Annotated in this window: 13 protein-coding genes; 2 read left to right on the forward strand and 11 right to left on the reverse strand. The window is 50.0% G+C overall.

All coding sequences use genetic code 11. The features are described from left to right. The first annotated feature begins 99 nt into the window (after positions 1-99). Positions 100-639: a YdeI/OmpD-associated family protein gene (locus ACYVFD_RS06965; RefSeq protein WP_461089066.1), complete on the forward strand. Its 540-nt coding sequence runs from the start codon at positions 100-102 to the stop codon at positions 637-639. 90 nt (positions 640-729) lie between these two features. Here the strand turns inward: ACYVFD_RS06965 and ACYVFD_RS06970 are convergent, their stop codons facing one another. The 4 genes from ACYVFD_RS06970 to ACYVFD_RS06985 form a co-directional block, all read right to left on the reverse strand. Further along, a complete protein-coding gene (locus tag ACYVFD_RS06970) occupies positions 730-1,809 on the reverse strand; it encodes a glycoside hydrolase family 43 protein (protein WP_461089068.1) in 1,080 nt (359 codons plus the stop codon). Between the two features lie 349 nt (positions 1,810-2,158). Beyond that, positions 2,159-4,633, reverse strand: coding sequence for a TonB-dependent receptor (locus tag ACYVFD_RS06975; protein ID WP_461089070.1), 2,475 nt, complete (start codon positions 4,631-4,633; stop codon positions 2,159-2,161). Positions 4,634-4,830: 197 nt separating this feature from the next. Then, a complete protein-coding gene (locus ACYVFD_RS06980) occupies positions 4,831-5,199 on the reverse strand; it encodes a hypothetical protein (RefSeq protein WP_461089071.1) in 369 nt (122 codons plus the stop codon). 300 nt (positions 5,200-5,499) lie between these two features. Beyond that, positions 5,500-6,444, reverse strand: a complete 945-nt coding sequence (locus tag ACYVFD_RS06985) for a tryptophan 2,3-dioxygenase family protein (RefSeq protein WP_461089072.1) — start codon at positions 6,442-6,444, stop codon at positions 5,500-5,502. Between the two features lie 103 nt (positions 6,445-6,547). Here ACYVFD_RS06985 and ACYVFD_RS06990 point away from each other — a divergent pair, with 103 nt between their 5' ends. After that, positions 6,548-7,270, forward strand: coding sequence for an SDR family oxidoreductase (locus ACYVFD_RS06990; RefSeq protein ID WP_461089073.1), 723 nt, complete (start codon positions 6,548-6,550; stop codon positions 7,268-7,270). A 77-nt stretch (positions 7,271-7,347) separates the two neighbouring features. On the opposite strand, the gene ACYVFD_RS06995 is transcribed toward ACYVFD_RS06990, so the two are convergent. The 7 genes from ACYVFD_RS06995 to ACYVFD_RS07025 form a co-directional block, all read right to left on the reverse strand. Further along, entirely contained in the window at positions 7,348-9,537 is a 2,190-nt protein-coding gene (locus ACYVFD_RS06995) for a TonB-dependent receptor (protein ID WP_461089074.1), read from the reverse strand. Between the two features lie 69 nt (positions 9,538-9,606). Next, entirely contained in the window at positions 9,607-10,413 is an 807-nt protein-coding gene (locus ACYVFD_RS07000) for a lipid II flippase family protein (protein WP_461089075.1), read from the reverse strand. A gap of 3 nt (positions 10,414-10,416) precedes the next feature. Continuing rightward, positions 10,417-11,553 carry a nucleotidyltransferase domain-containing protein gene (locus ACYVFD_RS07005; RefSeq protein WP_461089076.1) on the reverse strand — a complete coding sequence of 379 codons (1,137 nt, stop codon included), beginning with the start codon at positions 11,551-11,553 and terminating at the stop codon, positions 10,417-10,419. Between the two features lie 3 nt (positions 11,554-11,556). Then, positions 11,557-12,249 (reverse strand): glycosyltransferase family A protein, encoded by a 693-nt coding sequence (locus ACYVFD_RS07010; protein ID WP_461089077.1) that lies wholly within the window; start codon positions 12,247-12,249, stop codon positions 11,557-11,559. After that, on the reverse strand, positions 12,246-12,989 hold the full coding sequence (locus tag ACYVFD_RS07015; RefSeq protein WP_461089079.1) for a glycosyltransferase family 2 protein: 744 nt from the start codon (positions 12,987-12,989) through the stop codon (positions 12,246-12,248). Before ACYVFD_RS07015 ends, ACYVFD_RS07010 begins: the two co-directional genes overlap by 4 nt. Continuing rightward, positions 12,970-14,052, reverse strand: coding sequence for a phosphoenolpyruvate carboxykinase (ATP) (locus ACYVFD_RS07020; RefSeq protein ID WP_461089080.1), 1,083 nt, complete (start codon positions 14,050-14,052; stop codon positions 12,970-12,972). Before ACYVFD_RS07020 ends, ACYVFD_RS07015 begins: the two co-directional genes overlap by 20 nt. Beyond that, complete coding sequence (locus ACYVFD_RS07025) at positions 14,034-14,453, reverse strand: PqqD family protein (RefSeq protein WP_461089081.1); 420 nt, start codon at positions 14,451-14,453, stop codon at positions 14,034-14,036. Before ACYVFD_RS07025 ends, ACYVFD_RS07020 begins: the two co-directional genes overlap by 19 nt. Positions 14,454-14,572 lie beyond the last annotated feature (119 nt).

Raw genomic sequence — 14,572 nt, forward strand, 5'->3', positions numbered from 1 at the left:
TTACTGGTCATTAGTTGCGCAAATAATACAAAGAATGCATGACTACTGAATGACGCAAAGCAAATGACAAACAATGACCATTTAATGACTTCCTAATCTATGCCCACCTTTACCACTATCCTGCAAAAATTTGGCGAGAAAGGCGATAAGACTCGCTGGACGTATATTGAAATTCCCATTGCCATCTCTGATGAGCTGAAACCCGGTCAGAAAACAAGCTTTCGGGTGAAAGGAACATTGGATAATTACCCGATTAAACAAATTTCGCTGTTGCCATTGGGAAAGACGGTTCCACGAATTACGGATGGGCTGGAAGGTGGGTTTATGATGCCTATCAACGCAGGCATGCGCCGGGGAATGTGTAAGGAAGACGAAGGCATATCCGTACGCGTTACCATCGAAGTGGATACTGATCCGATGCCGATTTCCGCCGATTTGCTCGATTGTCTGGAGGATGATCCAGTGGCAAAAGCACATTTTCAGACACTTGGCCGGGGGCACCAAAACTATTTCTCAAACTGGATTGAAGACGCCAAAACCATCGAAACCCGAACCAAACGACTCACCCAGGCCATCACTGGGCTATCGATGAAAATGAATTTCGGCGAAATGATCCGGTATTTTAAGAAGCAGACCTGATTGGATTAAACCGCAAGGGCGCGAAGTCGCAAAGAGTAAGTTCTTTATTCGAACCCTTTGCGACTTCGCGCCCTTGCGGTTTAATTTTATTCATCTTGAATACGCATTCATCAACGCTCTGGCTTCCTCTGATGTCAACAGCGAAATACAACCATGCCGGGCTTCAGACGGAAATTGAACATCCTCTTCTACTGTCCAGTGCAGTAAATCGGGCGAGTACGAAGCCCCAAACCGATTTGTCATGCAATAGTCATAGAGCAGCAGCCAGCCTGGTTTGATTGGGTCTTTAATGACGGTTGGACCTTCGGTAATGACCGGAACAATTTGTCCATTATTCAAAGAGCCTTCCACTATAGTGTATGGGCCTTCCAGATTCTTCGCTGTGGCTACGCGAATGGCTCGCCGTTCACCGGTTTTGGCGCCAAATTCCTCCTCTTTATGATAGAGATAATAAGTGCCTTTATGCTCTAGTAAGGTTCCGTCGATCACAGAATAGGAAGGAGCAAAGAGAACTTTTGCGGTTGTAAACGTTTTCCAGTCACGTGTCTTACAATACCAAAGGCGACTCTCTTTCCAACCCGCATCCTTAAATGACGAAGACCAGAATAGGATATATTCATCGGCTTTAGTATCGTAGAACCATTCTGGAGCCCAGATATTTCCGGCCAGAGCGCCTGACTCATTCCGAACGTCTTTCATCAAAGGCAAAGGGCCTTCTACCTGCCAATTGACCAAATCCTTAGATGTTATATAGAGACAACTAGGGCCAACGTTCTCCCGATCGTTACCTCTACCGCCACCCGTCGACAGGATGCGCCAAAGACCATCGGGCCCCCGTCGCACGTAAGGATCACGGACATGCTGGTCCCATACGGGTTTATTGTCATTTAAGGGCGTCCAATGGCGTCCATCTGTCGATAAGGCGATGTGTAACTTATTGATCAGCATCGGATCGGGCAACGGTACCTCAACTGTATTGCCCTTCGCATCGATCTCAATACGGGTCGGATACCGTTGGCGGAAATAGGTTAGCATCCAGACCTTTTTAGCCTTGTTGATGTTCAGCTTTTTGTTGGCACCTGCTTCGTCGCGAGTTGCTTCTTTATTCGATTGTGCCAAAGCTCCGCTGAAGGAGATAATCAATATAATCAATAACGTTGTGAACTTCATAAGCGCAAAATTTATAGAGGTGCAGCTATTCAAATCGTTGAAAAAGACAAGGCAAGTCGGTGCGATAACCTACTCTCTTTGGCGGACAGATTGCCGAACCGAACTGACCCTCGACGAAAATTCGAACTGGTTTGTCCACCCGTCGCCCGACAACAAAAAGCAGCCGCTCCCACGCTGGCTTGAAATCAAAGTTTCCTCAGGAAGAAAATCGTTCGTTAGAACCCGGCCAACATGAAACTGGTGACTGCCAAATAAGCCCGGTCTACAACGTGGCTTTTTCGTGTAAATTAATCTGTCAAGGTTGTCAAGGTGGTGTCAGATGTGAGCATCTGACACCACCTTGACCGAATCAATTAAACGGGATCGTCAGCTTCAGGCAGATGTTCCGGCCCATGCCGTACATGCCCAGATGCCCGTTGGGTGATTGGGTGAAATACTCGAAGTACTTCAACCGGCTCAGGTTCGACTGGTAGGCCGTATCAAACAGGTTGTTGACCTGAAACAGGAATCGTAAGGCGGGGCGGTCGCGACCAATATGGATTTGGCTATCCAGACCGATATTCACAAGCGTATACCCATCCGTTGGCGTTTCGGTATCGTTCAGCCCGAGGTAGCGATTCTGGCGGGCGTTGTAATCCACATCGGCTTTGACTGTAACGTCGGACAACCACTGGCGCTTGATGGGGAGTTGCTGGCTGACACCCGTCGAAATGCGTAACGGTGGAATAAATGGCAGGTACTCGCCCTGTACACCCGCATCGGTATACCTCGCCCCCCGGTTGTAGCCATAAACCACGGCGATGGTATTGTCGAACGTAAATCCCTTCCAGGTGGTCGGGTGGAGACTGAACTGAGTTTCGAATCCGTAAAGCTGGGCCGATGCCTGCTGGTACTGAAACGTCTTGTTGCCCGGCACAATCACAACCGGCTCGCCTTTATCGTTGACCAGTTGAGCCAGCGAGATGTAATTCAGAATGAAATTGTTAAAGACACTGACACCGAAGTTTACATCGGGGTAGGTGGCAGTCAGGCCAATGTCTTCCTGAATACTGAACTCGGGTTGGAAGTTCCGATTGCCAATATACACAATGTGCGCACCGGGGTCCAGTCCGTTCGAGGCAATTTCGGTAATGCTGGGAGCGCGATACCCCCGGGCAATATTGGCTTTCAGGGATAGTTTGTCCGAAAACTCATAGGTCAGGCCCAAACTGGCCGAAATGCCCGTAAACGACTGCTTCAGTTTCGGATATTGCAGTGTTGCACCGGCTGTGTCTGGTAGTGAAACGTGTTCATCAAAACCCGTTCGGAGGTTGTTACGAACGTAAAAGTCGTCGCCGTTCAGGCTGCGGTTATCGTAGCGCAAACCACCACTCAACGTGAGTTTATCGGCCTGCCATTTCAGGAAAACAAACGTGCCCACGTCGAACAGGTTATAATCTGGTATTGGGAAGGCGGTTCCGTTCTTGTTTTTATTAGCCTGATACATGCCGTTTACGCCAAGCGTAGTAGCCAGATGGCCAATGTTGGGCAGGTTATACCGTACACCATAATTGATGGTGTTGAGCCGTACGTACAAACTAGGCTGATCGACCTGAGTGGGGTGGCTGTATTCCCGGCGAACGTTTTGCTGGAAGGCCAGTAAAACATCAATTTCCCCATTGCCAATCTGGTAGTGGTTGTTGGTATGCAGCCGGTAATGCTGGATATGCTGATGAAGCGGACTGAGGTGATAGGATGTTAATTCGCTGGCTGGAACGATCGGGCGATGCTGAATGTCGTCCAGGTCGGGTTCAAAAATCTGTTTGGTAAACTGACGGGTGAGTGAATCGCGGCTGCCATCAGGAATACCCTGTAAGTTGTCGTACAATGAAGCACCAAAGCGTGAATAGCCCTGATGCCCCGAATAGCCTACCATGGTTGTCAAGGTGCGTTCCGAAAAGCCCGTATTATACACCCGACCGTCGATTTTATTCTGGTAATTGGTAGCCGCCCGAATGGACCCACGGAAGTTCCAGGCCCAGCGCGAACCACCCGAAGCCAGACTGATCGATTCGCCCAGAAGCCGGTTGTTGGATTGGTATTCGGTTACAAAGCCAACTTTGAGTTTTCCCTCCGTGTCTTTGGGGTACACCGGCATCATGCTGACCACACCCGCCAGCGCATCGGAGCCGTACATCAGACTGGCTGGCCCTTTGATAACCTCCGCCCGATCGATGTTGTAATTATCGACCTCAATGCCATGTTCATCGCCCCATTGCTGGCCTTCCTGCCGAACACCATCGTACAGGGTCAGTACCCGATTGTAGCCCAATCCCCGAATAAACGGCTTGGAAATATTCGGCCCGGTTTTGACGGCATTCAGACCGGGGGCATTTTTGACCAGTACATCAATGATATTGCTGCTAGCCGTTCCTTCGATAGCCCGGTGTGAAATTGCCAGAATCGCAACCGGGTTTTGCCGGAGTAGCGTTCCTCGGGTTACGCCCGTTACAACCACTTCATTCAAGGCGTTGACAACTGATAACAGGTTGGCGGTATAGACGTCGGTGCCGGGCGTTACGGTGATGGTGTCCGACTTATAGCCTACGCAGGAAATGATGAGTTGGTGAGCGAGTGTATCGGCTTTTATGGATAGTGAAAACTGCCCACGCGCATCGGTAATAGCTCCTCTGCTTTGGCCGACCAGTGTAATGTTGCCGAACGGAATTGGTTTATGGCTATCGGCGTCCGTGACCGAGCCACGAAGCAGTCGGTTGGGGGCGGGTTGCGCGTAAAGTAGCCCCTCGGTAAGTCCGAGCAGGAGCAATAGGAAATATGCTTTCATTCAGGAGAATATCGTTTGGTTGAGTAATCCAGCCTTTTTCCTGACTACCCTATAGAGCGAACAGAAAACGAACGTACCGAATCGATATCGTCTGTCAACGGCTAGCGTTTCTCAGTGGAAGCAGGAAGTGTATAGGCTAGTGAAATGCATAGCAACGTACTGATACAACAATCAGTAGGTTGCTATGCATCAGTAAATTACCGAACGACGGGAGGGCCTCGATGTGAGAAGCAATAGAACAGTGAATACGCATAGAACGGTCGGCTGGTGAATAGGAAAGCTGAGTACAGACGCGTTCTGAGAAGGAACAGAAAGGCAAAGAAACTACTGATAACAATTGGCAGGTTGGCCGCCAGATCAAGCAGCAAAATCTCCTGAGCCGTGTGCGTGTTAGGCAGGATCGGCCCTTTGCCAAATGGCCAGTAGGGGTGAGCGTGAACAATCAGCCTACCATCATTCAGTCGGTGCGCGTGCCGAAACACAACGCCGTTGAACCACATGGCCAGAAACAGGCCAAGCAGTATTCGGGCGACGTGCAACCGATGTATGTGGAGCCGATTAAGCATTAACTACTGGTAATCAGAGTGTCCGTAACAAATATACAAGCGCTTTACTAATAAAGTTTAGACGAGTCTAAAAAATCTGATTTATGTTGATTAAATGGACTTTAACCTTCGAAAATTTTATTTATTTATACGTATTAACTGATTAGAATGGGGTGTTGAGTTCTAGAGTCAATTCCTGAGTCTGTGTCCTCACAGACCCTTTATGCGTCAGCAGACATTGGCCATTCGGACAGGTGGTCTGTGAGGACACAGACTCAGGAGTTCATAATCTTGTCGCTCAATACAGTTTAATCGGTTGTTCTACCCTTTCTGAACTTTACGCTGTGGGTGGTTCTCCGATTTTCCCCAGCTTTGCAATTCTTCAGCCGACCAGAGCGACGGGAAAAAGACGCGCTGCTGTTGTACCGGTGGCAGATACGTTTGCCAGTTAGTGCCCCCCGTTGCTTTGATGTCTTCCGGTTCTTTATGCAGGTATTGTACCGCCGATCGCAGATGGGACAGTTTCCATCGAACGTTTACCCGCCAATCGTATTCCCGGAGGGCACTGGCCAATTCATCCGAAACCTGACCTGTCGACCCTAATTGTTGCAAACGATGGTTCAGATTTTTAGCTTCATATTCTTCCGTCAGTCGGATCAGGCTGGCTTTGTAGTGCTGGTCAAACTGCCGGAGCGTCAGCGTTTTTTGCTGGGTAGCCAGTTCGGTTGCGCCCTGTTTCCAATATAGATACTCGTAGAGATCACTCACATAAGCCGGTTCTTCGGGAGCCGCTACCAGCAGATTCCGGAAGTCTGTCGAAACGATTTCGATTTCGCGAAACTGCACCGACTGGAATCCGCTGGACGGGAGCAGCGCCATCCGAAATTTCAGAAACTGTTCACGCTCCATACCCATAATCATCACCTCAAACGACTCTTCGAGCAGTTTGAAATACCGATTGATACGCTGCATCCGGGCGGTAAAAAACTCAGTCGTTAGGGGGCTGGCATTGGCAACCTGAGCAATTTCGTGCAGGACCAGTTTGAAGTATAACTCCGTAATCTGATGATAGGTAACGAAAATCAGCTCGTCGGGGTAGGCCGTTTTGGGATTTTGTAACGACAGCAGGGTTTCGAGGTGAATATAATCCCAATAAGTCAGGTAGTCGGCTTGCAGCAGCCCTTCGAGGTAGGAGGTCATATCCTGCCCCATCGCTGCGAACTTCTGTTCGAGCTGGGCAAGTTTGTCGGTTAGTATGTTGTCCATGAGAGTAGGTTGATGAAATAGCTTAAGTGTAAAGGTCGTAAGCTATAACTTCTTTGCGAACTTTGCGTTACCCTTTGCGCGCTTTGCGTTTAGGCAATCCACTATGAACGTAGAAAACAAAACCATCATCATTTCAGGCGCGTCGCGGGGCATTGGTCGGGCTACCGCTTTATTACTGGCTCAACATGGAGCGAATGTCGTGGTAACGGCTCGGAACGCCGGCGAACTGGCCGAACTCGAAAAGCAAGCCACCGAAGGTCATGTACGGGGTAAAATCGTGGCTGTTCCCGGCGATGTTACCAGCGAAGACGACATGGCAGCAGTAGTAAAAACGGCCATCGACCAGTTTCAGCACATCGATGTAGTCATTAACAACGCAGGTTATGGCGTTTTCAAAAACGTAGATGAACTCACCGCTACCGAGTGGGACGACCTGATGGCGACCAACGTGAAAGGAACCTTTCTGCTTACCAAAGCCGCTTTGCCGCATCTGAAGGCACAAGGCTCGGGTCATATCGTAGTAGTAGCCTCGGATGTAGCCAAGCGGACGTTTGCGGGTGGAGCGCTCTACACGGCCAGTAAGTATGCACAGGAAGCATTCACGGGTGCCTTACGCAAGGAGATTCGGTCGTTTGGCATCAAAGTGACGGGCGTGTATTCGGGGCTGGTCGATTCCAGTTTCCATGTGGAAGGTCATCGCCAGGAAAGCCGGTCTAGCTGGCTCAAAAACGAAGATATGGCCGAGTCGCTGCTGTTCATCGTCAGCCGCCCAGCCCATGTAGTTGTGGATGAGTTTATGATTCACCCGTTATCGCAAGAGTATTAAGAAAGAGGAATAGAGGGAGGAAAGGGGGTGAGTGAATCAGTTCCTTTCCTCCCTCCTCCCTTTCCTCCTTTCTCCCTCTATAACGTATACTTTAAGGCTACATTCACAATCCGTCCTTCGAGGGGTGCCCAGACAGGGCGGAAGGTGGGTTGATTGACCGGGCCAGTGACGACGGTTTCGTAGTTGGCCTGTTTGATGTTGAACAGGTTTTCGGCGTTCAGCACCAGCCGCCAGTGGTCGTTATAGTGGTATTCGGCGGCACCAGCAAAGAACCAATAATTCCGTACTTTCTCGTTGTTGTAGAGGTATTGCGTGCCTACGTAGCTGCTCTCAATCCCAAAGCGGAAATGCTCGTTCTCCCAGGCAACGGTAGTCGAAAATTTGTCCTGTGGCGCTAGGGGCAGGTAACTATTGTCGGTCGGTCCGTCGCGACGGGCGAGGGTGTGGTTATAGCCGAAATAAAGTTCGTAGGCTTTGTATTCAAGCCGGACGTAGGTGTCGGTGCCCACGCTAAACAGGTTGTAAGGGGCATTGATGAGCTGCGTATAGGCTCCCAGGTTACTGGACACGCTGGCAAAGGCCGATACCACCGGCGAGTTGACGTAGGTATAATAAAACGCCTGATCGACCTGTATCGAAAAACCGCTCTCGAACGTTTTGGAATACGCAATATCCACGTTGGTGCCAATGGATCTCTCCGCTTTTACAGCATTCACATCGATTGGCAATAATCGTGGGAAGATCAGGCTGACCCCCAACTGACCGGGCGTTTGGTTGACAAACAGATTCGGGGTTTTGTAACCCGTTCCAACGCTCAGCCGGACTGTCCACGGATCCGACGGTTTGATTTTTACCGATAGACGGGGTAGCAGGAAATTGCCGAACGTATTGTGATGATCGAAACGCAGACCCGCCTGTAACGCCACTTTTTCTGATACCTGATAATCGTCCTGTATAAAGGCACCAACCGTGTTGTAGGTATAGTCGACCAGTCGGGTACTGTCTGGATTCTTGCGGAACGCTTCGACGGTCAGGTTGGCACCCACAATTAATTGGTTTTTGCCAAAGCGAACCAGGTCGTTGGCTTCCAGATACACTGACGATTGCTTCCCATCCGACAGCTTTTGATAATCCGTATTCTGCCGATTAAACGTACTCAATGCGCCTTTGACGGTCAGTGAATTGGTTTCGGAGGGGCTGTGGCTGGCATCGAAGTCGATAGTATGGCGTTGTAAATCGGTGATGTTTTTGTAGCCCGGCGGGCCGCTCACATCGAAAGCCGGCAGGTATCCACCTTCGCGGTGTTCGGTGGTGAAGGCATAGCCAAGGTTCAGCCGGGTATGATCGGATGGATTCCAGAAGAATTTTGGGTGAAAATTAAACTGCTTGATCTGGGGGCTATCGGTATAGCCATCACCGGTTACATCGACGGCCTGCTGGTTGGTATAGCCCGTAAAGAGTGTCAGCCCCGTTTTGCCGTACCGTTGCGAATAGTAGGCATTGAGATTTGTCTCTTTCAGATTCGAGCGGTTGAGCAGGGCCGTAAATTCGGGCGTTTCAGACGTTGGTGATTTCGAAACGATATTGATCATACCGCCAATTGCTCCGCCACCATACAGGGTTGATACTGAGCCCTTCACCACTTCAATTTGCTTCAGATCGAGTGGTGGGATTTGCAGTACGCCCAGATTGCCCGAAAAACCTTCGTAAAGCGGTAGTCCATCGCGCAGAATCTGCGTGTATTTGGGGTCAAGTCCCTGCATCCGAATGGCCTGATTGCCGTTGACGGCCGACGTTCGCTGGACGTGGATAATCGAAATATCGCCCAGAATACTACTGACATTGCCGGGTACAACAGCACTCTCTTCGTCCATATCTTCCTGGCCCAGTACCTCCACCTTGATCGGCAGGTCTTCTATGCGTGAGTTGGTACGGGTAGAGGTAACCGTCACTTCGTCGAGTGATTCTTCCTGACTGTGCAGTTGAAAAACCAGTGTGTCGCTTCCGGCTGTGAATGGAAATGAGGCTGTTTCATAGCCGACAGCGCTGACAGTAAGGGCTGTAACACTGGCGGGCAGCGCAGGCATCGTGGCTATTCCTTTCGCATCAGTGACGGCTCCCACAACGGGCTTGATGGGCGACGGGGTCCGAATGGTAGCTCCAATGATAGGGTCATGCGTCAGGCTATCTTCAACCCGGATGATGCGCTGGCTGAAGGCCGGTAGTACCGTCAGCGTGCCCACTAAAAACAGGATAAGCTTCTTCATAATTGGTTGTATTTTCTACAAGATTCGGAAGCAATTATGAAGAGAATTTGAAGAATTAACTTGTTCTGTCTAGGTATACAAGTGCTGAGCGAGCCAGATAACCAGATAAGCGGCTGGAACCAGTATAAACTGAGCCAGAATTGTTCCGGTTAAGCGGGCCAGTAAAACCAGAATAATGTACCGCCGAAAATAACCGGTGCTATACTGCCCGGCGGTTACTTCATCGGCCAGGAGCGCAATATCTGGATCGACAAAGAGGACCATTATGATGGTGGCCATGCCGTTGATCAGTCCCGACATGGAAGCAGCTGTTGCCCGTAGATCGGGATTTATATAACCCGCGTACAGCGTCGCTAAAACGCCTACGGTGATTATGGCATTGGCCAGAGTGTTCAGCACAAAGATGCGTATCGGAACGTTGGGGTTCTGCCAAATGGATTGCCAGTTTGCTGGATCAGGCCACTTCAGATGAGTCGGAAGTGTTCGAACCGTAGTGAATGATAAACTTCGGACCAGTAACCGGCCGAATGACCGATGGTGATAGTAGCTCTCTACCAGTCGGGTCATCAGCCGCTGGAACGACGGGAATACCAGAATACCGGCTATAGTGGCTAGTGTGGAAAAAGCAAGTATCCATCGGAAATCGGCAATCTGATCAAATCGGCCTGCCTGAATATTCAACTCCACCGTTTTGGCCAGTAAAGGAGCCTGTAACGTATTGGCCAGCCGCGAAAAGAGGGCCATGATATTGAACAGGGAGAACGACACGGCCCACCGCAGCGTTTGGAGCCCCACGACGCGAACACTCAGCGACAGGGTAGCGACGAGGTGAATCACAAACGTGAACAGAGCAACCAGAAGAATTTGGGAACTCATGGGCTAGAACGGTAAGTCGCGCTTCGGCCAGTCGAGCCGGAGCCGTACCTGGCGATACATATAGCGACTCATCGAAAGGTCCGACTTTCCCTTGCGAAACAACTGGTAGGCCAGCCAGTTTTTCTGCACGTAGCGAATGGCTTTAATCGCCTGGTTCGGTGAGCGTTTTCGTACTAAAGAAAAATAGGTTTTTTCGGTGCTACTGAGTGGTAACTGGGTTAGCCGTTCGCTAACATCGGCAGGTAAGATTAAGCGAAACTCACCCGTTAGCAATTGTAATGCCTGCTGAACAGGATAGCAAACCCGGTACTGTTCGGCCAGATCCAGTAAGGCGTGCCAGTCGATGGAAAGGCCCGGCTTGGTGTAGATCACATAACTATCGGCGATCCAGCGAATGGCAGGCGTTTCGCCCCAATCGAATCCATGCACCAGATTATGGAATAGCTGATGGGTGGGCGATAGGGCATGGGTAAACTGATTGTCGGTGAGTTTAAGTGGTTGACGAGAGTGCCAGAAGGGAATATCGGCTTTCGTATAGGTGTGGTGATACAATAGATTCCAGTGCAGATCGACATCCACATTATGGGTGTCCCACAAGTGCATGGCATGAAGAATATGCCGGTGCTTTGCTTCAAATTGGCTTGATCTAAATGAAAAAGGTGGGTTTTGGAGAATAGACCGAGCCTGGTCTGCCTTCTCCGTCGGGACCAGTACATCCAGGTCATACATTAACCGAACTCCCATATCGCCATAATACAGCAGGGAAAGCGGAATACCTTTAAGAGCAATCGTGTCAATACCATTTTGATGAAGCCCGCTGATCACCTGACTCATTTTCAGTAAAAACCGCTGATTGCTCATCCAGGTGTATCGGTATATGCCCCGCAGATGAGCAATCAGTGGGTCGCCAGATTTTTCCAGGTTGCGGTACACGAGGGGCATCAGCCGTTGCGAGTCGCCATCGAGCGGATCGAACAGGCTGGGTAACAGATTGGTATTGGTAGGTATAAACTGATCCAGGCCACGCCCTTTTTTCCAGAGCTGCCAGTAGGACAGGGCTTCCTGAGCCGGAAACAGCGCTGCTTTCAGCAAAAGAATCTGTTCTGGGTTAATGACGGTAGGTAGGCTATCAATTGCCATAGATTATCTGGAGGAATGGCTTGCGCGTCGGTCGAGGGCGGCTTTCAGGATGTGGACAAATTCTTTCTGGTATTGCTGTTGCGAAGCCAGGCCACTCCGGTGCAATCGGCGAAGGGTTACCGTATCGGGTAGCATAGTGTACTGTAAATCAACTTCTTTAGCTCGGATAAACCAGTCGATGAAATCGCCGGTATGATAGGCTGTACTGAATGCTCCCGTTTTCTGAAAAGCGGCCCGGCGAATCAGCATTGTCTGCTTTAGCCAGCCTGGTTGAGGCTCCGATGGACAGCTAATCCCAGCCTGAACCGTCGGTGGAAGATCTGGGCTGATGAATTGCCGAACATGACCAAAGCAGGCATCAATCGAAGGGGTCGTTTGCAAGTAGGTAATCTGCTGGTGTAGTTTATTGGGCAACCACACATCGTCCGCATCCAGAAACGCAATTACGTCGCCTTCGGCAAGGTCAAGGGCTTCGTTCAAGGTAGCGGCTACCCCCCGATTTTCGCGCGTCTTTAACTGAATCAATCCTTTTTGTGCGTAAGGGGTTAATCTGTCCAGTGATTCATCGGTAGAGCCATCGTTGATCACCAGAATTTGTTCGGGCTGACGGGTTTGGGCCAGAACTGATTCGAGACATTCCGTTATATACGGGGCCGCATTATATACGGGAATGACAACGCTAACGGACAGGCTCATAACTGATCGGAGTGACTAGGTTGCTGAAAATCAGAAAACTGCGGGAGCGTACGAACGCCCGATTCGCTTCGCCGTCGGTCGAGCGAATATTTGATCGCTTTAAGTAGCGTACTTTTAACCAGATCCTGATCGCGGGTATAGTTGGCACTGTGATGCCGGTAATACAGCATCACCTCGTCGGTTGTGCGCATGTTGACCCCTTGTTCTTTGGCCCGGTTGTACCAGTCCAGATCTTCACCAATTTTCAGTTCCTCATTGAACAGACCAATCCGGTGAAATACGCTCGTCCGAAACAAACCGGCTCCGAGCAGGATGTTCCAAACGGTATGTGTCTGATCGGGAAAATGAAAGCGTTCGGGGTTGGAACCATCCAGAAAAACATACTGCGTTTTACCAAAAACTACCTCCAGCGATGGGTCTTCATCGAACTGGTCTAGCTGATGGTTGAGTTTGTAGACCGGGAACAAATCGTCGTTGTCGAGGAAGGTAACAAACTCACCTCTGACAAACGAAAAGGCTTTGTTACGGGCAGCCGCGGGTCCCCGGTTTTCCTGGTAAACATAGCGTACTCTTGAATCGAAAGACTGTATAATCTCGGCCGAGCGGTCGGTGGAGCCATCATCGACGCAAATAACCTCAATGGCCTCAATTCCTTGATTCAGGATGCTTGTAAGGGCTTCGGCCACAAAACGCTCGGCATTGTACACCGGCATAATAACGCTAACAAGCGGTGGCTGCATAGTCAGGTAGCGATTGTAATATGGAATAAATAGCCGCTGGAATCTGAGCTAAGTTGGTACCTGTTTCCAGCCAGAAAAGGGGGAGTTTCTGTACTAAACAAGCCATTTTCTGAAACGTCCGCTGATCGGCCCGGAGCAGGGCTAGAGTCGATGGCGCCAGTGCTTTCAGGGCTTCGGCGGATGTAGCCGGCCGAATGGTGGTCGTTATGTTACCCGTAAAATGAGGGAGCATAATGGCTTTTAAAGGGAATCCCTTCGTTACGGCATCGGGATAATGCTGATGCAGATAGAATTGCAATTTCTGACTGGGCAATGTAGGCTGGTCGTCGGTCAGTGACTGAAGAACCGGAAAACGGCTCAGGTTTGCAGGGTCTAGTTTGGCTACATTGTACAGGCTATGGACAACGAGTTTATCCAGGTCGACCATCACAAAATCATCACCCGCATATTGAAGCTTACTCTGTAGACAGGCGAGTGTGCTGGTCGACTTCCCCGAACCGCCCCGACCCGTCAGCAATACTCCGCCTGCGGATGTGCCAACCGCACCCGCATGAACGAGTACGTACCGATTGTCATTTTCAAACCATTTATGCAGTACATACCGGAAGGGAAAACTGCGCTCCCATTCCGGTAAGGCAGCCAAATCTGTTGTCCAGACAATGGCCAGCCGTTCGGCATAAGCTATCCAGGTAAATAGTCCGGTATCCTGCTGAAACAAACCCGCGTAGCCTTCGGCCAGTCCGTGAATGGTGCCGTGTCCGTCGGCTTGTTGCCAATCCCAGCAAGGCGGAGGGAGCATAACTCCGGACGTTTTATAATTGATAACGAAAACAGTTAAACCATCTGGTTGAGACGAGCTTTCCCGATGGGCAATTGCTTTCGTGAAAAAATCGTGGTTGCCTTCCCCAATAAAAATCACCTGTAAGGTGAGGTCACCAAACCCGAACGACCGCGCTGATGACGGTGTAAAGGCGTGGCAACGATCTACCAGTAATTGAGTAAAACCGGCTTCATCGAAAGACGTAGTGGTGAGGTAGCGATCGGCTATTTTTTGATAGGCCATCCGTCAACCGGGCTAACATCGTGGATTGGATCGAGAGTTAGTAAGTCGGCCATATCGGTATAAACCTCTAGCGTTGGGGGCACAAATGGTTTCTGGATATGACGATTCTGAAGGGGGGCAAGTGGCGGGGGAGTACCTTCCACAAGCAGTTCTTCCGTTACCAGTTGGTCGAAAAACGAACGTAGGGATGCACCAATGACGGTTTCATCCGTCGAATAAGTACTGGATAGATAGGTGAGAAGGGTGTCTTCTGAAGCGCCTGCTTCCAGTCCCTGCCAGACAATAGCAGCAGAATCCCGAAGACTGTAATAATTCCCCCGACTCATATTGACGATGATCACTTCATCATCGAAATGTTCACTGACTATGGCTGGAGAGATACAGTATTGATTGACACGCATGAAAAGAGGATTGGATGACGGTGATTCGGTAAATTATATCAAAGGTTATGGTTTCTGTAACATGAACGTTGCACCCATCGGCAAAAAACAGGCAACATGTTTGTTAAATACCAATAAAT

It is taken from the genome of Spirosoma gilvum (assembly GCF_054776815.1).

Bases quoted from the DNA above. Each gene is read 5' to 3' on its own strand.
- ACYVFD_RS06965 (WP_461089066.1), top strand. From the start codon at position 100: ATGCCCACCTTTACCACTATCCTGCAAAAATTTGGCGAGAAAGGCGAT.
- ACYVFD_RS06970 (WP_461089068.1), bottom strand. From the start codon at position 1,809: ATGAAGTTCACAACGTTATTGATTATATTGATTATCTCCTTCAGCGGA.
- ACYVFD_RS06975 (WP_461089070.1), bottom strand. From the start codon at position 4,633: ATGAAAGCATATTTCCTATTGCTCCTGCTCGGACTTACCGAGGGGCTA.
- ACYVFD_RS06980 (WP_461089071.1), bottom strand. From the start codon at position 5,199: ATGCTTAATCGGCTCCACATACATCGGTTGCACGTCGCCCGAATACTG.
- ACYVFD_RS06985 (WP_461089072.1), bottom strand. From the start codon at position 6,444: ATGGACAACATACTAACCGACAAACTTGCCCAGCTCGAACAGAAGTTC.
- ACYVFD_RS06990 (WP_461089073.1), top strand. From the start codon at position 6,548: ATGAACGTAGAAAACAAAACCATCATCATTTCAGGCGCGTCGCGGGGC.
- ACYVFD_RS06995 (WP_461089074.1), bottom strand. From the start codon at position 9,537: ATGAAGAAGCTTATCCTGTTTTTAGTGGGCACGCTGACGGTACTACCG.
- ACYVFD_RS07000 (WP_461089075.1), bottom strand. From the start codon at position 10,413: ATGAGTTCCCAAATTCTTCTGGTTGCTCTGTTCACGTTTGTGATTCAC.
- ACYVFD_RS07005 (WP_461089076.1), bottom strand. From the start codon at position 11,553: ATGGCAATTGATAGCCTACCTACCGTCATTAACCCAGAACAGATTCTT.
- ACYVFD_RS07010 (WP_461089077.1), bottom strand. From the start codon at position 12,249: ATGAGCCTGTCCGTTAGCGTTGTCATTCCCGTATATAATGCGGCCCCG.
- ACYVFD_RS07015 (WP_461089079.1), bottom strand. From the start codon at position 12,989: ATGCAGCCACCGCTTGTTAGCGTTATTATGCCGGTGTACAATGCCGAG.
- ACYVFD_RS07020 (WP_461089080.1), bottom strand. From the start codon at position 14,052: ATGGCCTATCAAAAAATAGCCGATCGCTACCTCACCACTACGTCTTTC.
- ACYVFD_RS07025 (WP_461089081.1), bottom strand. From the start codon at position 14,453: ATGCGTGTCAATCAATACTGTATCTCTCCAGCCATAGTCAGTGAACAT.